This is a genomic window from Bacillus sp. AM1(2019) (assembly GCF_009906915.1).
Taxonomy (GTDB): domain Bacteria; phylum Bacillota; class Bacilli; order Bacillales; family Bacillaceae; genus Bacillus; species Bacillus velezensis.
In genome coordinates this window covers 595,579-621,107 of the sequence record NZ_CP047644.1, presented here as the reverse complement: position 1 = coordinate 621,107, position 25,529 = coordinate 595,579, and the positions used below count along the sequence as shown (strand labels likewise).

The 25,529-nt window shown below is 47.1% G+C and carries 27 protein-coding genes; 16 read left to right on the top strand and 11 right to left on the bottom strand.

Annotation, left to right across the window (positions count from 1 at the left end):
- The first annotated feature begins 35 nt into the window (after positions 1 to 35).
- Entirely contained in the window at positions 36 to 779 is a 744-nt protein-coding gene (locus GNE05_RS03300; protein ID WP_015416927.1) for a sulfite exporter TauE/SafE family protein, read from the top strand.
- Positions 780 to 820: 41 nt separating this feature from the next.
- On the opposite strand, the gene GNE05_RS03295 is transcribed toward GNE05_RS03300, so the two are convergent.
- Positions 821 to 1,660 (bottom strand): helix-turn-helix transcriptional regulator, encoded by an 840-nt coding sequence (locus GNE05_RS03295; RefSeq protein WP_007409314.1) that lies wholly within the window; start codon positions 1,658 to 1,660, stop codon positions 821 to 823.
- 108 nt (positions 1,661 to 1,768) lie between these two features.
- Here GNE05_RS03295 and fabF point away from each other — a divergent pair, with 108 nt between their 5' ends.
- Positions 1,769 to 3,004, top strand: a complete 1,236-nt coding sequence (gene fabF, locus GNE05_RS03290; protein WP_021495025.1) for a beta-ketoacyl-ACP synthase II — start codon at positions 1,769 to 1,771, stop codon at positions 3,002 to 3,004.
- 28 nt (positions 3,005 to 3,032) lie between these two features.
- Here the strand turns inward: fabF and GNE05_RS03285 are convergent, their stop codons facing one another.
- Positions 3,033 to 4,244 (bottom strand): Bcr/CflA family efflux MFS transporter, encoded by a 1,212-nt coding sequence (locus GNE05_RS03285; RefSeq protein ID WP_012116945.1) that lies wholly within the window; start codon positions 4,242 to 4,244, stop codon positions 3,033 to 3,035.
- A gap of 145 nt (positions 4,245 to 4,389) precedes the next feature.
- Entirely contained in the window at positions 4,390 to 5,523 is a 1,134-nt protein-coding gene (locus GNE05_RS03280) for a glycerol dehydrogenase (RefSeq protein ID WP_014304447.1), read from the bottom strand.
- Between the two features lie 282 nt (positions 5,524 to 5,805).
- Here GNE05_RS03280 and GNE05_RS03275 point away from each other — a divergent pair, with 282 nt between their 5' ends.
- From GNE05_RS03275 to GNE05_RS03260, 4 genes are all read left to right on the top strand, one after another.
- Positions 5,806 to 6,663 carry a YitT family protein gene (locus GNE05_RS03275; protein WP_052827114.1) on the top strand — a complete coding sequence of 286 codons (858 nt, stop codon included), beginning with the start codon at positions 5,806 to 5,808 and terminating at the stop codon, positions 6,661 to 6,663.
- A gap of 116 nt (positions 6,664 to 6,779) precedes the next feature.
- Positions 6,780 to 7,307 carry a GNAT family N-acetyltransferase gene (locus tag GNE05_RS03270; protein WP_160182431.1) on the top strand — a complete coding sequence of 176 codons (528 nt, stop codon included), beginning with the start codon at positions 6,780 to 6,782 and terminating at the stop codon, positions 7,305 to 7,307.
- A gap of 276 nt (positions 7,308 to 7,583) precedes the next feature.
- Positions 7,584 to 9,215: a ribosomal protection-like ABC-F family protein gene (gene abc-f, locus GNE05_RS03265; protein ID WP_160182430.1), complete on the top strand. Its 1,632-nt coding sequence runs from the start codon at positions 7,584 to 7,586 to the stop codon at positions 9,213 to 9,215.
- 126 nt (positions 9,216 to 9,341) lie between these two features.
- Positions 9,342 to 10,064, top strand: a complete 723-nt coding sequence (locus tag GNE05_RS03260) for a gamma-glutamyl-gamma-aminobutyrate hydrolase family protein (RefSeq protein ID WP_095273189.1) — start codon at positions 9,342 to 9,344, stop codon at positions 10,062 to 10,064.
- Between the two features lie 33 nt (positions 10,065 to 10,097).
- On the opposite strand, the gene GNE05_RS03255 is transcribed toward GNE05_RS03260, so the two are convergent.
- From GNE05_RS03255 to GNE05_RS21175, 5 genes are all read right to left on the bottom strand, one after another.
- Positions 10,098 to 12,251: an MMPL family transporter gene (locus GNE05_RS03255; protein ID WP_160182429.1), complete on the bottom strand. Its 2,154-nt coding sequence runs from the start codon at positions 12,249 to 12,251 to the stop codon at positions 10,098 to 10,100.
- Positions 12,252 to 12,349: 98 nt separating this feature from the next.
- Positions 12,350 to 12,985, bottom strand: coding sequence for a two-component system response regulator YdfI (locus GNE05_RS03250; RefSeq protein ID WP_012116939.1), 636 nt, complete (start codon positions 12,983 to 12,985; stop codon positions 12,350 to 12,352).
- Entirely contained in the window at positions 12,978 to 14,195 is a 1,218-nt protein-coding gene (locus tag GNE05_RS03245; RefSeq protein ID WP_079891268.1) for a sensor histidine kinase, read from the bottom strand. Before GNE05_RS03245 ends, GNE05_RS03250 begins: the two co-directional genes overlap by 8 nt.
- Before the next feature lie 154 nt (positions 14,196 to 14,349).
- Positions 14,350 to 14,472 carry a maltose O-acetyltransferase gene (locus tag GNE05_RS21375; RefSeq protein ID WP_014417033.1) on the bottom strand — a complete coding sequence of 41 codons (123 nt, stop codon included), beginning with the start codon at positions 14,470 to 14,472 and terminating at the stop codon, positions 14,350 to 14,352.
- 118 nt (positions 14,473 to 14,590) lie between these two features.
- The gene (locus GNE05_RS21175) at positions 14,591 to 14,845 is read right to left on the bottom strand and encodes a maltose acetyltransferase domain-containing protein (RefSeq protein WP_014417032.1); all 255 of its coding nucleotides are present in this window, start codon (positions 14,843 to 14,845) and stop codon (positions 14,591 to 14,593) included.
- Between the two features lie 146 nt (positions 14,846 to 14,991).
- On the opposite strand from GNE05_RS21175, the gene GNE05_RS03230 reads away from it, so the two are divergent.
- The 7 genes from GNE05_RS03230 to GNE05_RS03200 all read left to right on the top strand — a co-directional run bounded on the left by GNE05_RS03230 (position 14,992) and on the right by GNE05_RS03200 (position 19,709).
- Positions 14,992 to 16,029 carry an ROK family protein gene (locus tag GNE05_RS03230; RefSeq protein ID WP_014417031.1) on the top strand — a complete coding sequence of 346 codons (1,038 nt, stop codon included), beginning with the start codon at positions 14,992 to 14,994 and terminating at the stop codon, positions 16,027 to 16,029.
- Entirely contained in the window at positions 16,026 to 17,240 is a 1,215-nt protein-coding gene (locus tag GNE05_RS03225; RefSeq protein WP_160182428.1) for an MFS transporter, read from the top strand. The genes GNE05_RS03230 and GNE05_RS03225 overlap by 4 nt, the downstream gene beginning before the upstream one ends.
- A 150-nt stretch (positions 17,241 to 17,390) precedes the next feature.
- Entirely contained in the window at positions 17,391 to 17,636 is a 246-nt protein-coding gene (locus GNE05_RS03220; protein WP_007409324.1) for a hypothetical protein, read from the top strand.
- Positions 17,637 to 17,653: 17 nt separating this feature from the next.
- On the top strand, positions 17,654 to 18,022 hold the full coding sequence (locus GNE05_RS03215) for a spore coat protein (protein ID WP_014417029.1): 369 nt from the start codon (positions 17,654 to 17,656) through the stop codon (positions 18,020 to 18,022).
- Positions 18,023 to 18,040: 18 nt separating this feature from the next.
- On the top strand, positions 18,041 to 19,177 hold the full coding sequence (locus GNE05_RS03210) for a zinc-dependent alcohol dehydrogenase (protein WP_014417028.1): 1,137 nt from the start codon (positions 18,041 to 18,043) through the stop codon (positions 19,175 to 19,177).
- Positions 19,178 to 19,195: 18 nt separating this feature from the next.
- Positions 19,196 to 19,402, top strand: coding sequence for a hypothetical protein (locus GNE05_RS03205; protein ID WP_014417027.1), 207 nt, complete (start codon positions 19,196 to 19,198; stop codon positions 19,400 to 19,402).
- A 7-nt stretch (positions 19,403 to 19,409) separates the two neighbouring features.
- Positions 19,410 to 19,709 (top strand): spore coat protein, encoded by a 300-nt coding sequence (locus tag GNE05_RS03200; RefSeq protein ID WP_014417026.1) that lies wholly within the window; start codon positions 19,410 to 19,412, stop codon positions 19,707 to 19,709.
- A gap of 65 nt (positions 19,710 to 19,774) precedes the next feature.
- Here GNE05_RS03200 and pdxR read toward each other — a convergent pair whose 3' ends face one another.
- On the bottom strand, positions 19,775 to 21,163 hold the full coding sequence (gene pdxR, locus GNE05_RS03195) for a MocR-like pyridoxine biosynthesis transcription factor PdxR (protein ID WP_021495035.1): 1,389 nt from the start codon (positions 21,161 to 21,163) through the stop codon (positions 19,775 to 19,777).
- A 126-nt stretch (positions 21,164 to 21,289) separates the two neighbouring features.
- On the opposite strand from pdxR, the gene GNE05_RS03190 reads away from it, so the two are divergent.
- On the top strand, positions 21,290 to 22,174 hold the full coding sequence (locus GNE05_RS03190; RefSeq protein WP_115940477.1) for a DMT family transporter: 885 nt from the start codon (positions 21,290 to 21,292) through the stop codon (positions 22,172 to 22,174).
- A gap of 77 nt (positions 22,175 to 22,251) precedes the next feature.
- Here GNE05_RS03190 and GNE05_RS03185 read toward each other — a convergent pair whose 3' ends face one another.
- Entirely contained in the window at positions 22,252 to 22,830 is a 579-nt protein-coding gene (locus GNE05_RS03185; protein WP_021495037.1) for a TetR/AcrR family transcriptional regulator, read from the bottom strand.
- A 258-nt stretch (positions 22,831 to 23,088) separates the two neighbouring features.
- Between GNE05_RS03185 and GNE05_RS03180 the strand changes: the two genes are divergently transcribed.
- Together GNE05_RS03180 and GNE05_RS03175 are read left to right on the top strand one after the other, a co-directional pair.
- Positions 23,089 to 24,279: an MFS transporter gene (locus GNE05_RS03180; RefSeq protein ID WP_014417022.1), complete on the top strand. Its 1,191-nt coding sequence runs from the start codon at positions 23,089 to 23,091 to the stop codon at positions 24,277 to 24,279.
- Positions 24,280 to 24,476: 197 nt separating this feature from the next.
- Positions 24,477 to 24,839 (top strand): hypothetical protein, encoded by a 363-nt coding sequence (locus GNE05_RS03175; RefSeq protein WP_160182427.1) that lies wholly within the window; start codon positions 24,477 to 24,479, stop codon positions 24,837 to 24,839.
- A 36-nt stretch (positions 24,840 to 24,875) separates the two neighbouring features.
- Here GNE05_RS03175 and GNE05_RS03170 read toward each other — a convergent pair whose 3' ends face one another.
- Positions 24,876 to 25,496, bottom strand: coding sequence for an FMN-binding negative transcriptional regulator (locus GNE05_RS03170; protein WP_021495040.1), 621 nt, complete (start codon positions 25,494 to 25,496; stop codon positions 24,876 to 24,878).
- Between the last annotated feature and the right edge of the window lie 33 nt (positions 25,497 to 25,529).

Here is a 25,529-nt window from a genome sequence, read left to right as displayed (position 1 = left end):
CATGGTGATCAGGCATCTAAATGGAGGAGAAGATTGTGCTTATTATACTCGTTATGTTTCTTCTCGGGATTATTCTCGGGTTTATCGGCGCCGGGGGAGCCGGTTTTGTCATTGCACTTTTAACTATACTGTTTCACGTACCGATTCATACGGCTTTAGGCACCTCCCTTGCCGGAATGGCTTTCACAAGTTTATCGGGGGCTTTCAGCCACTACCGTGAAGGCAATATTCAGATGAAAATCGGCCTCATCGTCGGCGTTTTTGCGGCATTCGGTTCGTTTTTCGGGGCAAGGCTTACTTCCCTTATCCCCGCAGATTTGCTGCATTACTTGACGGCGGGCATGCTGTTTTTATCTGCTCTGCTTATTTTAGTCCGGTTATTTATTGTAAAAGAAACACAAGAAGATTCCGGACAGCAAAGCAATCTGAACATATGGGTGAAAGCCGTTGTACTCGGTGTCATCGCAGGAATCTTGTCCGGAACGTTCGGGATCGGCTCTGCCCCTTTCATCCAAATCGGCTTAATGATTCTTTTGCGCTTATCCATCCGCCAGTCGGTCGGCACCACCATGCTTGTCATTATCCCGCTTGCGGTCGGCGGAGGACTCGGTTATGTGACGGAAGGATTTGTCGATTATATGCTGTTGGTCAAAGTGCTGATCGGAACGATGTGCGGCGCATATGTCGGAGCGAAATTCACCAACCTCGTGCCGAAAGTCATTCTGAAATCAGCCATCTTTTTAACCCCGGCCATCGCCGGTCTCATGCTTTTATTTTAAACTGAAACGGGAGGCGGCCGCCTCCCGTTTTGTTCTGTTCTTCATCTGTTTTCGAAGAGCTTTTTCAGCTTTGCTTCCGTTTCGGTATGATCTACCGGCGTATACACACTGCAGCGCAGATCACTGTTGCCCTGAACCTGAAATGAAGTCAGGTTAAAGACCATTTTTCCCGCCTTCGCGTGGCGGAATTCAATTAATACTTCGGGTGCCGAGCTGACTTCGCTCTCATTCCACAGCGTATGAAATTCCGAATACGTTTTCTCCATTTCTTCTATAAACTGAGAATACCACGTATCAGCTACATACTGGCCGTAATACGTTCTGAAAATGGCGATGAATCCTTTCACAAAGTGCTCCCAGTTCACGGCTAAACTTCTTAATTCTTTTCTGGAAAACAATAGCTCTATGAGATTCCGCTTTTCAGGAGGAATTTGTTCAAAATCTAAAAACACGTGCGCCGCAGCCTGGTTCCACCCTACGATATGACACCGCCTGTCCGAGATAATGGTGGGACAATAACGGAGCTCTTGCAGGATTTTTGAAAGGGACGGGCTGATAACCGCTTCTTCCTCCGCAGCAAACGGCTGCTTCACGCCCTCCTCAATGGCAAGCGCGTATAAATAATTTCTCTCATCTTTGTTCAGCTGCAGCGCATCGGAAACGGCGTCCAATACGGCTGCGGACACTTTAATGTCTCTGCCCTGCTCCAGCCACGTATACCACGTGGTGCTTACGCCGGCTAATTGCGCGACCTCTTCTCTTCGGAGTCCGGGCGTTCTTCTCCGTGTGCCCATCGGAAGCCCGGCCATCTGCGGAGAAATTTTGGCCCGCTGCGTTTTTAAAAACTCTGAGAGCGCCTGCAATCTTCCTTCTGGTATCATACCGAATCTCTCCTCTCTTACCCTGGTATTCATTATACTAGGATAACCAACAACTTGTAATAGGATAATTGCGAGTTACAATAAATACATACCGAAGGAGGAATGACCATGAAAAGAGTTGTGATCACCGGAATGGGAGTGATTTCACCTCTCGGCAATGATGTGCATACATTTTGGAAACACCTGACGGAAGGAAAATCGGGAATCTCTTTCATCGATTCGTTTGATGTCTCCGGCTCAAAGACAAAAATAGCCGGTACCGTCCGTGATTTTGACGCAGAAGAAAGGTGGGGCAGAAAAGAAGCGAGACGGCTTGACCGTTTCAGCCAGTTTGCTTTAGCGGCAGCGGAACAGGCGCTTGAAAGCTCCGGGATTCAGCTCGATCAGATTGACCGTGAACGCCTCGGCGTGTACGTCGGCTCGGGAATCGGCGGCATCACGACTTTGATTGATAATGTTCATACTTTAAATGAACGGGGAGCGCGAAAAGTGAGCCCAAGCCTTGTCCCCATGATGATCTCAAATGCGGCCGCCGCTCAAATCAGCATCAGATTAGGCGCGCTCGGCCCCTCACTTTCTCCCGTCACCGCGTGTTCCATCGGCAATACGTCGATCGGAGAAGCATTCAACGCCATTCGGAATGATGACGCAGATATCATGTTTGCCGGGGGAGCAGAAGCGGCGATTACGAATTTGTCATTAGCCAGCTTCGGCAATGCCCACGCCCTGTCAGCGAGAAACGAAGACCCTGCCGCGGCAAGCCGGCCGTTTGACGCGGATCGCGATGGATTTGTCATGAGTGAAGGCGCGGGCATCTTAGTATTGGAATCATTGGATAGCGCAATCGGCAGAAATGCCCCGATCCTTTGTGAGGTGCTCGGCTACGGTGCGAGCTCTGACGCCTATCATATGGTGGCCTCCCATCCGGAAGGAACGGGCGCATACCTGGCGATGAAAAACGCTTTGAAAAAGGCGAATGTTTCAGCGGAAGACATTGATGTCGTAAGCGCTCATGCGACAAGCACAAAAGCCGGAGATCTTTCTGAAACATTGGCCATCAAGACATTATTCGGGGAGCTTGCGTATGATATTCCGGTTACGGCCAACAAATCAATGCTCGGACACATGCTTGGCGCGGCAGGCGGCGTTGAAGCCATCGCTTTGACAGAGAGCTTGAGACACGGCATCATCCCGCCGACAATCAATCTGCAGCACCCTGATTCGGCATGTGATTTGGACTATGTAGCAGACGGTCCCCGCCAGCAATCGTTAACGATCGGCCTTTCCAACTCATTCGGCTTTGGCGGGCATAATTCGGCGATCGTGCTGAAGAAATATGAATAACGGGCATCAAAAAAAGGAGTGAATCATTTCACTCCTTTTTTGCTTTCTCCGGTTTTGTTGTTAAGGCGAAAAAAGCGATGGAACCGATAACGGATGTCGTGAACATAATTGCCCCCATCGGGACGGCCGTCGCTTCATTCATCCCCACAAGCGGCGACACGATGGAACCGAGAAGAAGCGGAAGCATGCCAAGCAGTGCGCTTGCGCTTCCCGCGCGGTGTCCCTGCTTTTCCATCGCCAATGTAAAGGTGCTTGTCAGCGTCATGCCGATCGTAATCATATAAATAAAAATTGAAATCACCAGTGCCGCCAGCGGTCCGTGAATGATCGTCATGACGAGCAGAACGGCAGTCGCCGTCATCGCTGTAATCACGCCGATTCTCAACAGGCTTTTTTCGTGAATGATTCCGCCGAAACGCCCGATGATAAAGCTTCCGGTAATGATCGCCAGACCGTTTATGCCGAATAAAACACTGAATACCTGAGGCGAGACTCCGTAAATATCCTGATACACGAAAGGCGTTCCGGAGACATACGCAAAGCTCCCGCCGTGAATAAAACCGACCGTCAGCGCATAGCCGATAAATGACCGATCCTTCAGCAGGCTTCCCATTGTCCGCACGGAATTTCCGATGGAGCTCGGAATCCGCTTTTCCGGCGGCAGGGTTTCTGTCAGCTTGAGCGCAATGATGAGAACAAGCAAAAACCCGATAAAGGTTAAAAAGAGAAAAATCGTATGCCATGATGCAAACGGAAGCAGTAAAATCGCGCCTCCCGTCATCGGCGCCACCATCGGCGCGACGGCGGTAATGACCATCAGCAGCGAGAAAAATTTAGAAAGCTCTCTTCCTGTAAACACATCTCTGACGATTGCACGGGATAAAACGAGTCCTGCCGAAGCGGTGAATCCTTGAAGAAAACGGGCAATCACTAATGTAGTAATGTTCGGTGCAAGCGCGCAAAACAGAGAAAACAACGCAAATAAAAAAATACATAGTAATAACGGTTTTCTTCTTCCCTTCGCGTCACTTAACGGGCCGACAACAACCTGTCCGATTGTCAGTCCGATCAGACATGCGGTTAAACTGAGCTGGACAAGCGATGCGCGGGCGCTTAAATCTTCAGCGATTTCAGGGAAACTCGGCAGATACATATCTATATTGAGCGGCCCCAGTATCGCAAGCATTCCGAGAAGAAAAGCCAGCGCAAGCCGCTCCTTACCGGTCGGATTATGCAGCATATCGTTCCCACCTTTCCTTTGTCAATCTCTCAAAACATTTGTATATTGTATCATAATTTTTTCTTTATTTTTAAAAGTTTTCAAAGGGCATAAAAAAACCAAGGGCTGCAGCAGCCCTTGGGTCCGGGTCACGCGGTAAAAGGTTTTACGCGTGTTTTTCTTTAAATGCTTTTGCGTATTGATCAGCCGCTATAATGGCATCCGCCACGTCGTCAGCCGTCACGTCAAAAGCGGCATGAATTGTTTCTTCTTCAATCGTCGCGGCTTCTGCCACTTTCATAATGTCCTCTTTAGATGCGTCTTTCAATTTGATGTCTTCAAGTGTGACAGGCAGCCCCAAGCTGATATAAAACGCGATATACCGCTCAATTTCCTCAAGCGAACGTTTTTCCAGCGCCAATTGAACGAGCGTGCCGAATGCCACTTTTTCACCGTGGGTCAAGTGATGGATTTCACCTTCAAGCGCGGTAAATCCGTTATGAATGGCATGTGCCGCAGCTAAGCCGCCGCTTTCAAATCCCAGTCCGCTCAGAAGTGTATTGGCTTCAACCACCGCTTCCAATGCGGGCGTAACGGCTTTCGCTTTCACAGACTCATAAGCGAGACGGCCGTATTTGAATAATACCGCTTCACATTTTTCCGCGATAGCCTCTCCGGCGATTGTCGGAATTCCGCCTGCCATCGTTTTACCGCCATTGGCGATGACACTGCGCGCCTCTATCCACGTCGCCATTGCATCGGCAATCCCTGATGCTAAAAAGCGCGGCGGAGCTTCCGCGACGATTTTCGTATCGACCAGAACCAGGTCAGGATTCTTATGATAGAAACGATAGTTTTCGAACGCGCCTTGTTCAGAATACACGACAGACAGCCCGCTTGTCGGAGCATCCGTTGAAGCGGCCGTCGGCACGATAACGGTATAGCCGTTTATTTCATCTGATACGGCTTTGGCCGTATCAAGCGTTTTACCGCCGCCGACTCCGATGACAATAGTCGCGCCTGCTTTTTCTGCGATGCCGGCAATTCTTTTCATTTCTTCCTGGGAGGCTTCGCCGTTGAAAACCGCCTCTTCAGAAGAAATATTGCTTTTCTTTAATTCAGCCGTCACCTTGTGGCCCGCGATATCCCATACGGTTTTGTCCGCGATGACGACGGCTTTTTCACCAACGCCCTCCAGATGTCCGCCGATCGTTTCAATGGCGTTTTTTCCCTGCACGTATTTGGCCGGACTGATAAAAATTCGTTCCAATGTCATCATCCCTTCTTCGTTGTCTCTCATTACATTTCTCTTATTGATAGAGCAGAAATGAAAACTCTTCTGATATAATTCCTCGTTTTAACTTGATTTAAACCTCATATACACTGCAGAAAAATCAATTTTCACGGCATTGACAAGATGTGAAGGTGTCTATATAATCTTCGATATTGAAGCTGATCATTCTTTACTGAATGAACAAACGAGATTGTGAATGATTCGTCTTAAAAATTATTTAGTTCTGCTGGATAATTTTTGAGGCGTTTTTGTTTTTTATATATTTTTGACTGCGGAGGAGGTTTGCACATGAAGAACATTTGCAAGGATATACTGATGATTATGGCCGGAGCCTTTCTTATTGCGGCGTCCGTGGAATTTTTCGTCATCCCGAATCATTTAGGGGACGGCAGCACCGTGGGAATCGCTCTCGTGTTATATTATCTTTTCCATATACCTGCAAGTATTACGACTCTGGTTGTAAATTTGATTTTTATCGGGCTGGCTTATAAATTTTTAACGAAAAAAACGATTTTATACACGATACTCGGTACGGGAATGACTTCTGTTTTTCTCAGTATCGTCAGCTTTATTCCGTTCGGCGTGCACGATATGGTGCTCGGGATTGTATTCGGCGCTCTGCTGATGGGAGCGGGGCTGGCATTGATCTTTATCGCTGACGGATCTACCGGCGGGACCACGCTTTTGGCGTATTTATTGAATTACACAAAGGGCTATAATATCTCGAAAAGCATGTTTTATATGGATTGTGTCATCATTTTTGCATCCGTTTTAGCGATCGGCATCAATCATATGCTGTATACGTTTATATTCGTATATCTGTGCGCCAAAATCGTCGATATTGTCATTGAGGGTTTCCATAATAAAAAAGCTCTCACCATTATGTCTGACCAATACGAAGAAATCGCCAAAGCCATCACCTCCGAGTACGGCAACGCGGCGACGATTTTTTACGGATACGGGTATTACGGCAGCAAAGACAAGCGCATTATCTATGTTGTCATTAAAAAGAACGAATTGCTGAAAATCAAAAAACATGTTCAAAAAATTGACCCGAAATCATTTATCGTTATTCATGAAGTAAAAGAAGCTGTCGGAGGGCAATTCGGATTTACAAACCTGCCCGCCGCCGCAAATGAAAAATAATCGCCTGCAGTGTATAGCTGCAGGCTTTTTTTATTCGGCTCTTCTCCGCTCAAAGGTTTTTACATCTTTCAATCGAAGTAGTAAATGAAATCTTTTTTGATGGAGGAACATAAAAAATGAATATCAAAACTGACAGGCTCGTCATTCGGACATTTGAGCCGGAAGATTCGCAGGATGTCTATGCGTACACGTCAAATCCGAATGTCATGAAATATATACCAGAGGGTGTCTTTACCGAAGAAGATGCCAGGAAATTCGTTACTGAAAACAGCGGTGAACATGCCGGGAAGTTTCCCGTTTTATTGAAGGATGAGAAAACGGTCATTGGCCACATTGCTTTTTTTCAGTATTTTGGCGATCATACGTATGAAATCGGCTGGGTGTTTCACCCGGAATACCAGGGCAAAGGATATGCTTCAGAGGCGGCGCGCGCCGTGCTGGCATTCGGGTTTAACAAGATGAAATTACACCGGATCATTGCGACATGTCAGCCGGAAAACATTGCTTCGCACCGGGTGATGGAAAAGATCGGGATGAGACGGGAAGGCTTTTTTAAAAAATGCATCCCCCATGATAATGAATGGTGGGATGAATATTATTATGCCGTTTTAGAAGAAGAGTGGGAAGCCTCCAATCTGGAATAAAAAGGCTTATACCCTTTGCTTTTACAGATAAGTGTGTGCTACACTGGTTGTAACAAATACGAAGGGATGATGGGTGGACAATGATTAACTAATCTTATTTTGACCGTTTGAAATCAAATATTTCAAATCAGAAAAAATAGGATTAGTCTGCCCATTTTCTATACGATACGAAAGCTATGTGAAAATAGCTTATTTGATTATGCACAGGTACGGCTAATCCTTCCAAATCAATTGGGAGGATTTTTTTGTCCTCCCTTTAAAGCGAGGGATTGACATATGAAAGAAATGTTAAAAATAAGCGGCATCAGTTATGAAATCAACAGCGTTCCCCTTTTTGAACAGATCAGCGCGAGCGTTCAGCAAGGTGACATCATCGGCGTTATCGGTAAAAACGGCGCCGGCAAATCGTTATTGCTGCAATTGATCTGCAATCAAAAAGCGCCGTCACAAGGACAGATTCAGATGATGCAAGATGTGAACATATATATGGTGGAACAAGAAACGGAAGCTTATGATTCCGGCCATCCGGAGCCTGCGGAGGCAGCCTTGTTAGAAAAGTGGAACGTGCCCGCACGCGCCTTTTCGCAATTGAGCGGCGGAGAAAAACTGAAAGCCCGTCTTGCCAAAGGTTTCTCCTCCTCAAGCAGCCTTTTGTTATTAGATGAGCCGACGAACCACCTCGATCAGCACAGTTTAGAAATACTGCTAAATCAGATCAAGAATTACAAAGGCACCATTATTTTCGTTTCGCATGATCGTGCTTTTATAGATGCAGCGGCGACAAAAGTCTGGGCCATCGAAGGAAAGAAACTCATTGAACATAAAGGGAATTATTCAAGCTATATGGAGGTCCGCAAACAGAGAAGGCTGACACAGCAGCGGGAATATGAGAATCAGCAAAATATGATCAGACGGATTGAAGCTCAAATGAACGAGCTGAGCGCCTGGTCGAAAAAAGCCCACGCCCAATCAACGAAAATAGAAGGCTTTAAAGAATACCATCGTGTAAAAGCAAAACGCACGGACGCCCAGATTAAATCAAAGCAGAAGCGTCTTGAAAAAGAGCTTGAAAAAGCGAAAGCAGAACCGGTTGAAGCGGAGTATGAAGTCCGTTTTTCCATTGAGCACCGCAAAAAAGCGGGAAAGCGTTTTTTAGAAGTAAGTGATGTCACAAAGTCATATGACGGCCGAACACTTTTCAAAAATGTGAATTTCACTGTGATGCACGGTGAAAAGATCGCGATTACAGGCCCGAACGGCAGCGGGAAAACAACATTATTGAAGGTCATCCTCGGTCAGGAAAAAGCGCAGGGCGGCAGCATATGGATTTCTCCGTCTGCAAATGTCGGATATTTAACCCAGGAAGTATTCGACCTTCCGCTTGATAAAACCCCCGAACAGCTTTTTTACAAAGAAACGTTCGAAGCTAGGGGCAATGTGCAATCCCTCATGAAGCATTTAGGATTTACCGCAGGGCAATGGACGGAACCCATCGGCAAGATGAGCATGGGAGAGCGGGTCAAATGCAAACTGATGGCGTTTATTCTGGAGGAGAAAGATGTGCTGATTCTGGATGAGCCGACAAACCACCTTGATCTGCCGTCACGCGAGCAGCTTGAAGACACTTTGGCCCGATACGACGGAACGCTTATCATCGTATCTCATGATCGTTACTTTCTCGAAAAGACGACGGACATCCGGCTTGATATCTCAAATGGCAGCGTCCGAAAACAATGGAAAGAATCCCCCTCCGTCAGGGACGATGCTGAAGAACTGCGATTAAAGCTTGAAACCGAACGGCAGGAAGTCCTCGGAAAACTCAGCTTCATGACTCCGGCTGATAAACAATATCGTGAGCTTGATCAAAAATTCAAAGAGCTGACGGAAGAAATCAAGAAATTGAAATGAATGTAAAAACCCGTGATTGTCACGGGTTTTTTTTTGGAAAGTTCACGTATCATGAAGAATAATTTCAAACTGATTTGTACAACCTACGTTCAGATTTATTATGAGCATGGTTCAGGGGGGCAAAGAATGGCCAAACGCATCGGAATTACGGGAAACATTATGGCTGATCAATCCGGTCCTTTCCCGGGTTATAATCGGGCATATGTCAATAATGATTATATTCAGTCTGTTTCTGAGGCCGGCGGTGTGCCGTTTATATTGCCGGTGATTCAAGAGACGGCGCTTGTAAAGGAACAGGTCTCTCATGTTGACGGGATCATTCTGTCCGGCGGCCAGGACATAGACCCGCTGTTTTACGGCGAAGAACCTTTACAGGCTTTAAGAAAGACCTTTCCTGATCGGGACGCCTACGAGAAGGAGCTGATTCTCACGGCGGTTGCTTTAGAAAAGCCGATTCTGGCCATCTGCCGGGGGATGCATATGTTAAACGTCACTTACGGGGGAACTTTATATCAGGATCTGACACACGCTTCATTTGCTGAAATCAAGCACGATCAAGAAAAAGATCCGCCGTTAAAAACCCATCATGTTTCCTTTGAAAAAGGGACACGTCTCCATTCTTTGTTTGGCGATTCAGCGCGGGTGAATTCATTCCATCACCAGATCATAAAAGAAACGGCGCCTTCGTTTAAAGCCGCGGCTTATGCGAAAGACGGGGCCATTGAAGCGATTGAACGGACAGGTGAATTATTTGTCGTCGGCGTGCAATGGCATCCTGAAATGCTGACAAAAAAACATGAAGACATGAAAAAGCTTTTTTCTCTTTTCATGAATGCGATCAGCACATAAAAAAAGCAGATCATAACGATCTGCTTTTTCATTTTATTCTTCCGGTTTCTCCGGTGTTTTGCCTTGTGTCAGCTTATGGCCTTCGATATCCACGTTCGGAATGATTTTATCCAACCACTTCGGCAAGTACCAGGCCGCATGTCCCATCAGCTTCATGACACTCGGAATAATGGTCATTCTTACAATGAACGCATCAAAAAGAACACCGAAGGTCATTGCCAAGCCCATGGATTTGATCGTAGCTTCTCCCGCAAAGATGAACCCCGCAAAGACGAAAATCATGATCAGTCCCGCCGCTGTTACGACAGGTCCGCTATGTTTCAATCCGGTATGGATGGCTTGTACCGGATTTTTTGTTTTGACATATTCTTCTCTCATTCTGCTGACAAGGAATACTTGATAGTCCATCGCCAGCCCGAAAAGAATACCGATGGCTAAAATAGGCAGGAAGGCGAGAATCGGACCTTTTTCCGGAATGCTGAGCAAGCCGGTGAAATTCCCATCCTGCAGAACGAATACCGATAACCCGAGTGTAGCGGTCATCGTCAGCAAAAAGCCGACGACGGCGGCAAGCGGCACGAGAAGCGAGCGGAAAACAACGGTCAGCAATACAAACGCAAACCCGACAATGAGAATGGCGAATTCCGGAATCGCATCATTTAACCGGTCTGAAATATCAATATTCACCGCTGTTGACCCGGTGACGAGCAGGCGGATGCCGTTTTTGTCTGATCGTTTCCGTATATCCTGCACTAACTCTTTCGTTGCCTTATCATTCGGCCCGGTTTCAGGCACTGCCGTAATGATGGCATAATCCCCTTTTTCGTTCGGCATGGCCGGTGTGACGCTCGCCACATTGTGCAAGTCCTTCATTTCGTTCACGGCGTCTTGAAATGCTTCACTTTTGTTCCCCTTGACCCCTTTTGCATCGGCAACAATTGTCAGCTTGCCGTTAAAGCCTTCGCCGAATCCTTTAGACAACAGATCATAGGCGCGGCGATCCGGGCTGTCTTTCGCTTTCATTCCCGCATCAGGCAGCCCCAGCTCTAAATGCATGGCCGGCAGACTGATGACGGCTAAAAGAATAATGCTGAAAATGCTTAACAGAATAGGCTTCTTTGTAACGAAGCGCCCCCAGGCATTCGTGTCGGCGCTTTTCTTTTCTTTCTTCTTGTTTGATTTCGGAATCATCCGTTTTCCTGCGATTGACAACACCGCAGGCACCAGCGTAACAGAAGCCGATACAGCCATCAGCACACTGAGTGCCGCAGTCAATCCCATGGCAGACATGAACGGAATGCCGACAACGGTCAATCCGCAAAGCGCGACGATCACGGTCAGTCCCGCAAAAACGACGGCGCTGCCAGCCGTTCCCGCGGCTTTAGCGATCGATTCATTTTTTTGTACACCTTCGCCCAAAAACTGACGATGCTTCGTAAAGATAAACAGCGCATAATCAATCCCGACGGCCAGTCCGATCATTCCGGATAATGAGAGACTGACCGAGGCTATCGTAAAGAACTGTGTCCCGATTAACGTCAGCGCGACGCTTACGCCTAACCCAATTAGGGCCGTGACAATCGGAAGCCCCGCTATGACTAATGAACCAAACGTAATAGCCAGTACGACGAATGCCAGCACAACGCCGACAATTTCAGATACACCGCCGATTTCAACACCGGCCCCCGGCACATCGCCGCTGAGCTCCGTCTGCAGACCTTTGTCTCCTGCGGCGGACAGACTGTGTTTAATATGTGAAACAGACGCATCCGTAATGTCATCCGCCGCTTTTTTGTACGTAATATCGGCATATGCTACTGATCCGTCTTTAGAAATGGTTCCTGTCTCAAAAGGACTTGCAATCGAAGCGACTGAATGATCTGTTTTGATCTTCTTTAATGTCTCTTCAATCGCTTGTTTTTCCGGTTTTGACGTCAATTTCTTCCCGTCTTCAGCTCCGAAAATAACCCGTATGCTTCCTTTATCGGGACCCTTTGAAAATTCTTTTTGAATCATATCCATCGCCTTTTCAGAAGGTGTGTCGGTAATTGACATATCCTCAGAAAAAGCAGGTTTTAACGAGATGGCGATCACAATCGAAGCGATCAGTATCACGAGCCACGCACTGATCATTTTTAATCGATTGCGGGCAGACCATCCCCCTAATTTATATAAAAAACCAGACATCGAATACTCCTCTCCAATCATTACTTTCTGCCTAATTGTAGTTCACATTCACATAAAAAAAACGTACATAGGGGCATGTACGTTTGGGCAGTTTTTCATTATATATTCAGTTTCAGAATGCCTTTTTGCATGGCAATGGTGACGGCTTCCGTCCGCGAATCAGCGCCTAATTTGTTATAAATTGATGTTAATCTCGCTTTTACCGTCCGCTCTGAGATTCCTAAATCGAAGGCGATCGCTTTGCTTTTATGTCCTTGCGCAACGGCTTCTAGAACTATGATTTCCTTGTCCGTCAGCTGTGTTTCATTGGCATTTGCCCGTTCCATTTTCATTTCCCGGAAACGCCGCAAGATGTCCGGCTGCAGAAGCACTTCTCCCCTGACTGCCGCATCCATCGTATGAAATAAGGTTTCTGAGCTTGTGTCCTTCAGCAGATAACCGTTCGCGCCTGATTCGATGCCTTCTATCATCAGATGATCTTCATTATAGGTCGTCAAAATAATGATCGGCACATCAGAATGCTCTTTTATCTGTTTAATGGCTTCCAGCCCGCTCATTTCCGGCATGTACAGATCCATGAGAATGACATCGGGTTTTAGTTCTTCTGCGAGCCGGACGGCGGTTTTCCCGTTTTCCGCCTCTCCCGTTATGGTGTAATGGTCATTTGTTTCTATCAAAAGCTTCAGACCTTCTCTGACGACAAGATGGTCATCTGCTATTAACACTTTATACATGTTCCGCCTCTCCCTGAATTGGTATGATGATCTCAATTTGAGTCCCCGCTGATCTGGCGCTTGTTATACGGAAAGTGCCGTTCATCATATTGACGCGTTCTTGTATCCCAAGCAGCCCGTAATGTCCGCTTTTTCTCATTTCTGTTCCGGCATCAAAGCCTTTCCCGTCATCTTTGACGGTTATGCGGATCTGTCTCTCTTCTTCCCGAACGGACACCCAGACATTCTTTGCTTCTGCATGCTTGGCGGCGTTTGTCAGGCCTTCTCCGATCATGTAATGGCAATTCTCCGCCGTATGAACGTCAAGCACATGATGCACGCTGTAATCTAAAAAACAAGACAGCCCGGAGGCTTCTGTAAAATGGTTGATTTGTTCAGTGATGCTTTCTTTTAAGAAGCCGATCTCTTCTGATTTACTGCGAAGGTTATCAATGGCCGAGCGCGCATCAGCCAATGTGCCCTTCACTCTGTCCATTGACTGGCTGATGATGTCTTTCGCTCTGTCAGTGTTATCTTTCGAAAGATGAACTTGCACCGCTTCAAGCTGCATGTGCAAGCTGACCAATCCTTGGGCAAGCGTATCGTGTAAGTCTCTCGCCATCCGCTGTCTTTCATTCTGAAGCGTCAGCTGTTTCACTTGCCGGTGAGCGAGCTCTAATTTTTCAAGCGTCATCTGTGTTTTTATTTTTTCATCAACTTGCGCGAAAAATGTGGCCGCATACGTGATAATCACGATCATGATGGGAGCGGCGATAACGATGAAACGCAGCAGATGATGCGGATGCTCCTGATGCAGGGCTGTTATGGACATTAAAATGAAAAGATAGAGTATGAGCAACGTTTTTCCCTTATCCGCCATTCCGATAATCTGCCCGATTAAAAAGGCATAGAGACCGATGACCAGTGCGATATAGCCGCCGGTCATCAAGTTAGCCGATGTATATATGATAAATCCCTGTATGATGAAATAAAGAAACGTCTTTTTCTTCACCCAGCGATGGGAATGCCAGTGCAGCACGGTAAAAATGACGATCAATATCGTGAATAACAGCTGCAAAAAAACCGTCCAGCTTTCATAAATGTACTGCAAAGAAACTGATGCGGCATATACCATTAAAATAAACGCCAGACCGGGCACCCGAAGCGCAAGCATATGCAATGAGCGTCTGTCACGGGAGACGTAGTCTTCTTGATGTTTTGTACCAAACAATCTCTGTCCACTTCCTTTTAGCCGACCGGCCTCACGAGGTTTTATTCTATTTGTCATCATACCATATGTGCCTTCTTCTCACCTTCCCCTTCTGTCCCTGCATGACGGGTGAAAGAAAAAACAGCCTGCGGGATTGTTCGCAAGCTGTTTTTGTTCATATCTTTTTTATGACCTTCCCCGGGTTTCCGGCCATGACGGGATTTGGCGGGACGTCTTTCGTAACGACTGTACCGGCCGCAATGACGGAGTTTTCGCCGATGGTGACGAAAAATGACACAGCTGCCTCCGATCGTAATCGGAATGCCGTAACCGCTTTTATTTCTTCCTCCCGGCTGTATAGATCCCGACATTCGGCCCTATCATACAGTTATCGCCTATTCGCACGTCAGCCATGTCTAAATGGTGCAATTACAGCCGGCATAAAAATGATCACCGACATGAATATTGGTTCCGATATCACAGTGAAAGTTATGCTCGATGCCCGGTTTTTCCCCTGCCGTCCCGAATAATTCTCTGATGAGCGCTTCTTTTGTTTCAAACGCTTCCGGATCGGCGTCGTTTAATTCCCGGACAAGCCTATGCGCCCGGATGTTTTTCTTCCTCAGCTCTTCCGTTTCGCGTTCATAATAGATTTTGTTATCAGAACTCATGTGTCGAGCCTCCATTTTCAGCAAGGATATTCTGTTTATTCTCCGCTTGAAAACAATGTTAACCCGTTTTGACTGATTCGGTAAGTATATTTTAAACTACTTTTAATAAGTCTTTTAAAAAGTGATTAATAAAGGGGTGCAGAATCATGGCAAATACCATTAATAATACATCCATTGTAAAAAAAACGAATGAAGAAACAATCATTGAAGCGCTGCTGAAAACGGATGCGGCCACCATTTCCTTTCTCTCTCAACAAACAGGGCTCAGCGCCGCCACGTGCGGAAACATTTTACATGAATTAAAAGAACGCGGCGAAGTTATGGAACTGGAACCGAGCGCCTCAACAGGCGGAAGAAAAGCAAGGCAGTTTACGTTAAATGCGGACAGTCATTTGGTACTCGGCATATCCGTTAAAACAGAAGGCGGCGTCCATTCGATTGACGTCGCGCTGGCAGATTGGCACGGTGACTATATTGAAAAAGACAGCCACTTTTATGATGTCATCAATTATGACGTCATCGAACGGCTTACTGACGAATGGATAAGGCGGTTTCCCAATATAAAGGCGATCGGCATGGGGGTTCAGGGTGTGGTCAGCCACGGCATCATCGGCATTTGTGACACTGAAGAGCTGTGTGATATCCCGATGCAGGAAAGACTTGAAGCCAGACATTCTGTCAAGGTCAATGTAGAAAACGAGATGCATTACGCTTTGTACGGATTTTATCGCGATCAGCAATATTCCGTCCCGAAAACCATCGCCATGGCCGCATTTGTCAAAGACAACCCTCCGGGAGCGCGCTTCGTTATAGACGGGCGCTTAGTCAAAGGCAATACGCAATTCGCCGGAGAAATTTCTTATATTCCATTTGAAACGACACGGAAGCAGCAGCTTGAAAAGCTCTATTCACCTGATTCTTTTCCGGAACTGGCTGTTAAGATGACAAGCGCCATGATTTCAATCATCAATCCGCAGGCCATTGCGTTTATCGGAGAATTATCAAAGGGATTGGATATGGAACAGGTTTATGAAGCATGCTCCGCTTTTGTCCCGAAAGAACACATGCCCGAGCTGATTCTCATAGATGACATCCAGCCCTATTATCAAAAAGGATTGATTGCCATCACATTAAAATCTCTGCGTTTTCCGCTTCATTTGGCAGAGAGGGAACTGATTTCATGAGTAAACAGGGCATTCAAAAATGGAAACTTTCCCTTTTTATTATTTTTTCGCTGCCCGGACTTGCTTTCTCATCCTGGATTTCCCGCACGCCTGAAGTCAGAGAAACGCTGAAAGCCTCGACTTCAGTGATGGGATTGATTATTTTCGGCCTTGCATGCGGCTCATTAATCGGTCTGTTAAGCGCCAGCCGGATCATCTCGCGGAAGGGAACCAGATTCGCAGCTCTGATCAGTGTTCTGATTGTCATTATCGGGATATTCGTCATCAGCGCAGGTGTTTTTGCCGCTTTCAAAAGCATCGTATTTGCCGGACTGATCATCTTCGGGCTCGGCTACGGACTTGCGGAAGTGGCCCTTAATGTAGATGGTTCCGCCCTTGAACGCGCCGCCGGGAAAACCATGATGCCCGCATTGCACGCATCGTTCAGCGCCGGCACATTGATAGGCGCGGGACTCTCCTCTCTCGCTATTTTATTCAAGGTTCCCGTGCTCGTTCACCTGCTGCTCATTGCCGGAATTGAGTTTATCCTGATTTTTACTTTCTTCCGGTTTCTGCCGGAGGACACCGGGAAAGAAGATGCCGTCTCAAGGCGGCAGGAAGTCTCAAGCGAAAAGCCGGAAAACGTCTGGACAGAGCCGCGCACACTGCTGATCGGGCTCATCGTGCTCGGAATGGCTTTCGCAGAAGGGTCGGCCAATGACTGGCTTCCGCTCACCATGACGGATGGTTTTCACGTGACGCACGCGCAAGGCACGGCGGTTTACGGGGTCTTCCTCACCGCTATGCTGATCGCCCGCATCTTTGGCGGGACATTTTTGGACCGGTACGGACGCGTGCCCGTTCTTCGTCTCTGCACCGCCGTCAGTGTCATCGGACTTTCCCTTGTAATTTTCAGCGGAAACCTCACAGCAGCCGTAATCGGCGTCTTTCTTTGGGGAATCGGCGCCTCCCTCGGCTTCCCGGTCGGCCTTTCCGCAGCCGGCGATGACCCAAAAGGAGCAGTTAAGCGGGTCGGAGCAATCTCCTTCGTCGGCTACTGCGCCTTCTTAGTCGGCCCTCCCGTTCTCGGACTGCTCGGTGAAGAATTCGGCCTTGTTAAAGCACTGATCATCGTACTGATCGGCATCGTGCTCAGCGGGCTCGTCTCCCGCGCGGCAAAACCGCCCGCGCATCAGAAAAACGTTCATGACACCAACAGCCATTCCATGTGAACAAGAGGAAGCGATTGTGCTTCCTCTTTTTTTTGATGCACCGTCAGGCTTTTTCTCCGCTTTTTCTTACAAACAAAATTTGTAAGACTAGAGCTCTTTTCTCAGGGGAAATTAATTACGTATTTTTAGAAAGGGAGGTTTCAGACGATTATGGAAAAGCGTGAATTAGCGGCTCACGAGTCGCTGGACTTACATGAAATCATTAACTTCAAGACGCTTTGTGTAGCGAAATCCAAGCTCATGCAAGGGCTTGTGTTTGATCAGGATCTGAAAACGTTAATGGAAAAAGACGTTCAGCAAGCCTCTCAAGACCTGGCTGATCTGCAGGCGGTTTATGAACGGGCAACGTTTCAGGCTCCCGTTCCTCAAAACCGGCCGACTTCGATCATCAATTGAAAGGAAGGTAAGCATCATTGAATCATGACCATTTAGATCCGATCAATTCATTACATGTCCCTGAACTTGCGGATATGACATTCGCAATGGATTTTCTCATACGCGCCAAAGAAGGCGTCAGAAATACCGCCGTCGCTTTAACAGAAACCGCTTCACCTGATGTAAGAGCTTTGCTGCGCAAACAGCTCATGCAGGGAATCGCGATGCATCAGGAGATAACAGACTTGATGGTCAGCAAAAAGTGGTTTCACCCGCATGATTTGAGCGAACAGTATAAATTGGATCAGCTCTCTGCGAAAAATACCCTCATGGTCGGAAGCATGAACCTGTTTCCCGTTGAAACAAACAGAAAAGGGATGTTTGACCGCACACCTGATGAACACTAACACTGGAGGTATTACAGCATGAAGGCCGTAACGTATCAAGGAGTGAAAAACGTCGTTGTCAAAGACGTGCCTGATCCGAAGATTGAAAAACACGATGACATGATTATAAAAGTCACAAGTACGGCAATTTGCGGATCAGATTTACATTTAATCCACGGACTCATCCCGAATTTGCAGGAAGACTACATCATCGGCCATGAACCGATGGGCATCGTGGAAGAAACCGGTCCCGGCGTGACGAAAGTCAAAAAAGGCGACCGCGTCATTATTCCTTTTAATATCGCCTGCGGAGAATGCGTTTATTGTAAGAATCACCTGGAAAGCCAGTGTGATCAATCAAATGAGAACGGCGATATAGGCGCTTATTTCGGCTATTCAGGAAATGCCGGCGGCTATCCGGGAGGCCAGGCCGAATATTTGCGCGTTCCATTTGCGAACTTTACCCACTTTAAAGTTCCCGAAACATGCGAAGAACCGGATGAGAAACTGAGTGTTATTTCCGATGCGATGACAACCGGCTTTTGGAGCGTCGACAATGCCGGCGTAAAAGAAGGCGATACAGTTATCGTTCTCGGCTGCGGGCCCGTGGGCCTTTTCGCTCAAAAATTCTGCTGGTTAAAGGGAGCGAAACGCGTAATAGCCGTAGACTATGTCAACTACCGTCTCCAGCATGCGAAACGGACGAATAAAGTAGAAATCGTGAACTTCGAAGACCACGAAAATACAGGCAGCTACCTGAAGGAAATCACCAAAGGCGGCGCCGACGTTGTCATTGACGCCGTCGGCATGGACGGAAAAATGACGGATCTCGAGTTCCTCGCCAGCGGATTAAAACTTCAGGGCGGGGCGATGAGCGCATTGGTCATCGCGTCCCAAGCGGTGCGAAAAGGGGGAACAATCCAGATTACGGGTGTGTACGGCGGCAGATACAACGGGTTTCCCCTTGGCGATATCATGCAGCGGAACGTCAATATCCGATCAGGACAAGCTCCGGTCATCCACTATATGCCGTATATGTTTGAATTGGTGTCAACCGGCAAAATTGATCCAGGCGATGTTGTAAGCCATGTCATTCCGCTCAGTGAAGCGAAGCACGGCTATGAGATGTTTGACACGAAAACAGATGATTGTATTAAAGTTGTACTCAAACCTTAAAGAACGGAGGCTACAGAAATGGCCAGCGCCTTACATGAATTACTCGAAATTCAGGAGATGGCTTCTTTTAAGTCACTTTGTCTGACGAAATCCAAAACCATGAAAGCGCTCGTATCCGATCCGCAGCTGAAAGAAATCATGCAGCAGGATGTGGATACATCAACAAGGCAATTGCAGGAATTTGCCTCGATTTTATCTGATGCACAGCATGAAATGAGGAGATGAATCACGAATGAATCCGATTATTGAATACTTGACGGGAATGAATGCACTGACAGACCAAATTGTCGCAATGGATTTATTGAATTCGGCAAAAAGCGGTGTCAGAAACTATGCGATGGCGGCGACGGAAGCCGGAACGCCTGAAGTGAAAGCGATCCTCACCCGGCACTTAGAAGAAGCCCTTGACATGCACGAGCAAATCTCACGCTATATGATGGAAAAAGGCTGGTATCACCCGTGGAACACAAATGAACAAGTCCGGCTCAATTTGCAAAATATTGATACGGCGCTCCGCCTGCCCGTCCTATAAATCGTTTTGCTGCTGAGACTGCACCCCTGACTCAAGCTTCAGTATTTCAAACTGTGAGCTGCCTTTTACAGCGCCCAGGCGGCTCTCAGTTTTTTTATACCTTCTTGTATATTGGTTTCAGAAACCCCCGCGAAACCGAGAGAAACTGTTTTTTCAGGGAGCTGTTTTTGATAGGTGAGAGACACGGGATAGATTTTGACTCCTTGTTCCTCCGCCTTTTCAATCAGCTCTTTTTCACTGAAAGGCAGCTGAACGTCAAGTAAAATCCGCAGCCCGGAATTTTCTCCGCGAATCCTGACGTATTGTCCCAGCTCGCGCCGCACGGCCTCTAATAATACCGCTCTTTTTTTCCGGTACAGCTTTCTCATTCTGTTAATATGTTTCTGCCACTCTCCGCTTTTGATAAATTGAGCCAGCGTCAGCTGACTGTGGCAGGAGACGGTCTGCTTATATAAAGAAGCGATTTCCCTGCCTTTTTCGATAAGCGGCAAAGGAAGAATCATATAGCTGATGCGCAGCGAAGGAAGCAGAGATTGGGAAAACGTTCCCATATAAATAACACGGTGATGCTGATCAAGCCCTTGCAATGATGGGATCGGCTGGCCGGTGTATCGGAATTCACCGTCATAATCATCTTCTATAATGAACGATTGATGTTCCTTCGCCCATTTCAGCAGCTGAATCCTTCTGTTTACCGGCATAATCATTCCTAACGTAAATTGATGAGAAGGCGTGACATATACAAGACGCGGCCGCTCTTCATTCAGCTTCCGGATACAGACTCCTTCATTATCGACGGGTATCGGAATGATCTTCATGTGATTGGCTTTAAAAATCTCCCTCGCTCTCGGATAACCCGGATCTTCATATCCGATGGATAGATTTGCTTCAAATATTTTGCACAGCATTTGCAAAAGAGCAGGGTTCCCGGCGCCGACTATCACTTGTTCAGGACGGCAATTCACGCCGCGCGACTGATATAAGTATTCTGAAATGAGCGTTCTCAGTTCAAGCTCGCCCAAATCATCCCCGGGCCGATACAGCTCGTGCCCATATTGATCTAAGCTTGCAACCATGCTTTTGCGCCATGCCGAAAAAGGAAAATGAGCGGCATCCACAGTGCCGTAGTGAAAATCAATCCATTGGCGGTCTTCCTTCGCCTTTGTTTGAACAGGCGAAGCGCCCGGCTTTTTCACATAGACGGCGTCCGAGTCATAATCGGCAAACCATCCGCTTCTCGGCTTACTGACAATATAGCCTTCGGCGGCAAGCTGTTCATAGGCACGCTCCACAGTCGTCTGACTGACGGAAAGCTGACTTGACAAAAGCCTTTTTGAAGGAAGCTTCAGTCCTTTAGGAATACGGCCCTGATGCATATTTTCCTTAAAATGCCGATAAAGCTGCTGATAAAGCGGAATATCCAGATCTCTATTTAAAAATGGCGTGATATCCATTTTTATTCCCTCCAAACTGGCATTCTTCTTTTTATAAAAACTGGCCATTTGTATAAGGCCAATTTCAGTTTATAGTCATTATAAACTTTGAAAATGGGTTTAGAAATATATATTGGAGTGATTGGAATGAATAAGGCCGCAAACGGCTGGATTAACGGATTTATCGGCGTGCTCATTTTCAGCGGCTCGCTTCCCGCGACCCGCTTGGCTGTAGCGGACTTTGATCCGGTATTTCTCACCGTATGCCGCGCCGCGATAGCCGGTATATTGGCAGGCGCTCTGCTCCTGATTTTTCAGGAGAAACGCCCTGCCAAAAGCGACATCATTTCATTAATAACAGTAGCGCTCGGCGTCGTGATCGGTTTCCCGCTGCTTACAGCATTAGCGCTTCAGCATGTCACATCCGCTCATGCCATTGTCTACATCGGGCTTCTCCCGCTTGCGACGGCGATCTTCGGCGTACTGCGAGGAGGCGAACGGCCCAGACCGGTCTTTTGGATTTTCTCGGCTGCCGGCAGCATCCTCGTAGCCGGATATGCTCTGCTGCAAGGAGGGGAATCCTCTCCGCTCGGTGATACGTACATGATCGCTTCGATTATCGTGTGCGGTCTCGGTTATGCCGAAGGCGCCCGCCTCTCCCGGCGGCTTGGCAACTGGCAGGTGATCTCTTGGGCTCTCGTTTTATCGCTTCCCCTTATGTTCATCCTGTCTTTCTGCTTCATGCCGGACTCATGGTCAAACATCGGCGCGCCCGCACTGCTCAGTCTTGCATATGTCTCAATATTCAGCATGCTGATCGGCTTCGTATTCTGGTATCGCGGACTCGCCCAGGGAGGCATCGCCGCGGTCGGACAGCTGCAGCTTCTGCAGCCTTTCTTCGGACTGTTACTGGCCGCCATGATTCTCCATGAAAAAGCAGGATGGGAACTTGCGGCGGTGAATGCCGGCGTTATCGCTTGCGTGGCGGCCGCCCGGCGGTTCGCAAATCAATCAGAAAAGGCCGAACAATGAACTTGTTCGGCCTTTTCATTATGTTCCGCCCATAGGCAGCAAAAGTCTGCATCTCACTCACATGATCCGGGTATTTTTCAGGCAGGCTGAACTCCCTTAAACGCACTCATCACCAGATCATGCACATAGGAATCATTCACCTCATCACCTGTGATCAACAGGCGATAGAAAATCGGTCCGTAAATGAGATCGATGCTTACGTCAATATCAAGATTCTCTCTTAATTCACCTTTTTGAATTCCCTTTTCCAGAAGGCCTTTCGCTTGGAGGCGGCGGGGCTGGAAAAATCGCGTGCGATATTCTTCCGCCAATTTTGCATCCAGCTGCCCCGCACCGATTAATTCCTTAATAACGGTTCCTTCCCGGCTCGTCAAAAACCTTGCTAAATTCGTGGCGTGGGTCAATATATCTTGCACTGTTGATCCTGTATCGGGCACAGGCAGTCTGTCCGTAGCGGTCGAAAGAAAGCTGTCCATGATAACGGCAGCCTTGTTTGACCACCATTTATAAATCGTTGCCTTACTCACTTTGGCACGCTCAGCAATTTTATCGACTGTCACCGCGTCAAAGCCATTTTCCAACAATAGGTCATAGGCTGCAGAAAGAATCGCCTTATGTGTTCCTTCATCGCGCGGCCGTCCTCGTTTACTCTGCACATGAATCATTCCTTCCCGAATTATAAACGATACGTTCAGTATACTTAACCTGTATAAAAAAAGAAAACAGAAACCCATTTACAAAACTGAACGTTTAGTATATCATTTGCTTATAATAAAACTAAACGTTTAGTTTACAAAATAACTTGAGGGAAATCTTGATGAAACACAGACTCCAAAAGCCTCTGCGTAAAGGAGATGAATCAGCAAATCATTTATCAAGCATCATAAAAACCACTTAAAAAGGAGTTCATTCATATGGCTAAAGAAAACAAACAGACAGCAGATCAGGGAATTTCACCTGGTTTAACCCTTCTTCTCGCAACGGCATGCGGTATCATTGTCGCTAATCTTTATTATGCACAGCCCTTGGCAGGATTCATTAGTGCGGCAATCGGACTTTCTCCAAGCAGCGCCGGACTGATTGTCACGCTGACCCAAATCGGATACGTTGCCGGCTTACTGTTTCTCGTCCCTTTGGGAGACATTATCGAAAACAAAAAACTTGTCGTTGTATCACTCCTTCTAAGCGCAGCCGCTTTGACACTGACAGCATTTGTGAAGCATGGAACACTGTTTTTAACCGCTGCGTTTTTCATCGGACTGGGATCAATTGCAGCCCAAGTGCTAGTTCCGTTCGCATCATACCTTGCGCCAGACGCCGCACGCGGCCGGGTTGTCGGCAATGTGATGAGCGGCCTGCTGCTCGGTATTATGCTTTCCCGTCCGATATCCAGCCTGGTCGCTGATATATGGGGGTGGAATGCCATATTTGCTTTATCCGCCGCGTTAAGTGTTGTCCTGGCAATCATCTTATCAAAAGTGCTTCCTGCCAGAAAACCAACAGCAAACACAAGCTACACCGTCTTACTCGGTTCAATGTGGAAGCTGCTGCGCACGACTCCGGTCTTACGCCGCCGTGCCATTTATCATGCGTTTGTATTTGGCGCTTTCAGCTTATTCTGGACGACTGTGCCTTTATTATTGTCCGGTCCTGCTTTTCATTTTTCTCAAAAGGCAATCGCGCTGTATGCATTAGCGGGCATTGCGGGTGCAGCGGCTGCACCGATAGGCGGCCGTCTGGCTGATCGCGGCTTGACCCGGCTTGCCACCGGAATCGCTCTCGGTGTTGTCATCGTTTCTTTATTACTCCCGCTCATGATTCAGAGCAGCTCCCCCGTCGGAATAGCAGTTCTGGTGGCCGCTGCTATCCTGTTGGATATGGGGGTATCTGCCAATCTCGTACTCAGTCAGCGTGCCATTTTTTCGTTGGCACCTGAATTTCGCAGCCGATTAAACGGATTATTTATGGCAATCTTCTTTCTCGGCGGTGCTATAGGATCATCAATCGGAGGATGGGCATACGCCTCAGGCGGGTGGAGTATCACATTATGGATTGGAATCGCTTTTCCGGTCATAGCATTGCTTTATTTCACCACAGAGAAATAAGCCATTCACCAAAAATAAGCCGTCAGAACCAAGCTGACAGCTTTTTTTGATGTATTCTTCTTTACATCCATCCGAACAAAAAATCCGGATTCATAAAAAGATGATATTGATTCTTTACGCCCCGCTCACATAGCAGAAACGGTAAAACCATGTCATAATATGTTAAGAAATAATTACGCCATAGGCAGGTGAAACACATGAAGAAGTATTTATATAAACACCTTTTGTTAGCTCTCGTTTCGTCCGTTTGCTTTTTAATGGTCTTTTATGTGGGTTTAAAATTGACACAGGAAGACACACCGCCGTTGTCTTCTTACCCGTTTTACCTTTTTATTTATCTGTACATCGCAGCCGGATATTTGACGGTCGGCCTTGTTTTAGCTTGTATGACTGATATCTTGAAGAACCGCTGGACATTCAATAAACCGTCTACCATTCTATTGAAACTTATCGTTTACTTACTCATACCATATGCTATTTTTCATTCTTTCTTCATTTTAATGGCGCCATTGATTTATGTGCTGTTTGAGTCGTTATTCATCCTGAGAAAAGCTTCATAACCTGCGCATGCTGCCGGTATGTTTTTAACATGCTTGTCAGTTGTTCGCAGTGATCCGTTTGATGTTTTCTTCCATCAAGCCGGAAATGAGCTGTTCGTTTGTATGAGGAATCTGTTTGAGCTGTTGTACGACCAGCCCCTGTCTTGCAGCTGAATGATTTTGACTCAGCTTTGCTTTCCCCTCTATTTTGCTGATTTTGATTTTAAAGCCTTTTACCCCTTTGTTCATGCCTGCCAGCAATTTCGCATCGACATCCTCTAATTTGTACGGGCTGTCGGGGCTTTCGTATTTCAATACGAGATCACTCATCGACTGCACGGTTTCTTCCTCATCCAAAAGCTCCGCCTCTCCGTAAACATGAACCGCCACATAATTCCATGTGGGAACAGCCTGATTCGTCTCATACCATTTAGGCGAGATATAACAATGAGGCCCTTGAAAAACGGCTAACACGTTTTGGCCATCAATCTCTTTCCATTGGGGGTTCGGCAATGCAAAATGACCGTATAAACATTCGTTATTCTTACTCATCATCAATGGCAGGTGGGTTGCATACGGCATGCCTTCCGCCGTTGAAAACAATGCTGCGAAACCATACTCTTTGATGACATCGCACGCTTCAGCTTCACTCAGCTGAAATGGAGCCGGAATATACATACAAAACTCTCCTCTCAAACATAGATTGATAAA

Excerpts from the sequence above, each read along its gene's own strand:
- GNE05_RS03285 (WP_012116945.1), bottom strand. The coding sequence starts at position 4,244 with ATGCTGCATAATCCGACCGGTAAGGAGCGGCTTGCGCTGGCTTTTCTT.
- pdxR (WP_021495035.1), bottom strand. The coding sequence starts at position 21,163 with ATGGATATCACGCCATTTTTAAATAGAGATCTGGATATTCCGCTTTAT.
- GNE05_RS21175 (WP_014417032.1), bottom strand. The coding sequence starts at position 14,845 with ATGAGTTCTGATAACAAAATCTATTATGAACGCGAAACGGAAGAGCTG.
- GNE05_RS03275 (WP_052827114.1), top strand. The coding sequence starts at position 5,806 with ATGAAGAACATTTGCAAGGATATACTGATGATTATGGCCGGAGCCTTT.
- GNE05_RS03255 (WP_160182429.1), bottom strand. The coding sequence starts at position 12,251 with ATGTCTGGTTTTTTATATAAATTAGGGGGATGGTCTGCCCGCAATCGA.
- GNE05_RS03220 (WP_007409324.1), top strand. The coding sequence starts at position 17,391 with ATGGAAAAGCGTGAATTAGCGGCTCACGAGTCGCTGGACTTACATGAA.
- GNE05_RS03270 (WP_160182431.1), top strand. The coding sequence starts at position 6,780 with ATGAATATCAAAACTGACAGGCTCGTCATTCGGACATTTGAGCCGGAA.
- GNE05_RS03175 (WP_160182427.1), top strand. The coding sequence starts at position 24,477 with ATGAAGAAGTATTTATATAAACACCTTTTGTTAGCTCTCGTTTCGTCC.
- GNE05_RS03180 (WP_014417022.1), top strand. The coding sequence starts at position 23,089 with ATGGCTAAAGAAAACAAACAGACAGCAGATCAGGGAATTTCACCTGGT.
- GNE05_RS03225 (WP_160182428.1), top strand. The coding sequence starts at position 16,026 with ATGAGTAAACAGGGCATTCAAAAATGGAAACTTTCCCTTTTTATTATT.
- GNE05_RS03250 (WP_012116939.1), bottom strand. The coding sequence starts at position 12,985 with ATGTATAAAGTGTTAATAGCAGATGACCATCTTGTCGTCAGAGAAGGT.
- GNE05_RS03170 (WP_021495040.1), bottom strand. The coding sequence starts at position 25,496 with ATGTATATTCCGGCTCCATTTCAGCTGAGTGAAGCTGAAGCGTGCGAT.
- GNE05_RS03200 (WP_014417026.1), top strand. The coding sequence starts at position 19,410 with ATGAATCCGATTATTGAATACTTGACGGGAATGAATGCACTGACAGAC.
- abc-f (WP_160182430.1), top strand. The coding sequence starts at position 7,584 with ATGAAAGAAATGTTAAAAATAAGCGGCATCAGTTATGAAATCAACAGC.
- GNE05_RS03230 (WP_014417031.1), top strand. The coding sequence starts at position 14,992 with ATGGCAAATACCATTAATAATACATCCATTGTAAAAAAAACGAATGAA.
- GNE05_RS03210 (WP_014417028.1), top strand. The coding sequence starts at position 18,041 with ATGAAGGCCGTAACGTATCAAGGAGTGAAAAACGTCGTTGTCAAAGAC.
- GNE05_RS03295 (WP_007409314.1), bottom strand. The coding sequence starts at position 1,660 with ATGATACCAGAAGGAAGATTGCAGGCGCTCTCAGAGTTTTTAAAAACG.
- GNE05_RS03205 (WP_014417027.1), top strand. The coding sequence starts at position 19,196 with ATGGCCAGCGCCTTACATGAATTACTCGAAATTCAGGAGATGGCTTCT.
- GNE05_RS03260 (WP_095273189.1), top strand. The coding sequence starts at position 9,342 with ATGGCCAAACGCATCGGAATTACGGGAAACATTATGGCTGATCAATCC.
- GNE05_RS03190 (WP_115940477.1), top strand. The coding sequence starts at position 21,290 with ATGAATAAGGCCGCAAACGGCTGGATTAACGGATTTATCGGCGTGCTC.
- fabF (WP_021495025.1), top strand. The coding sequence starts at position 1,769 with ATGAAAAGAGTTGTGATCACCGGAATGGGAGTGATTTCACCTCTCGGC.
- GNE05_RS03280 (WP_014304447.1), bottom strand. The coding sequence starts at position 5,523 with ATGAGAGACAACGAAGAAGGGATGATGACATTGGAACGAATTTTTATC.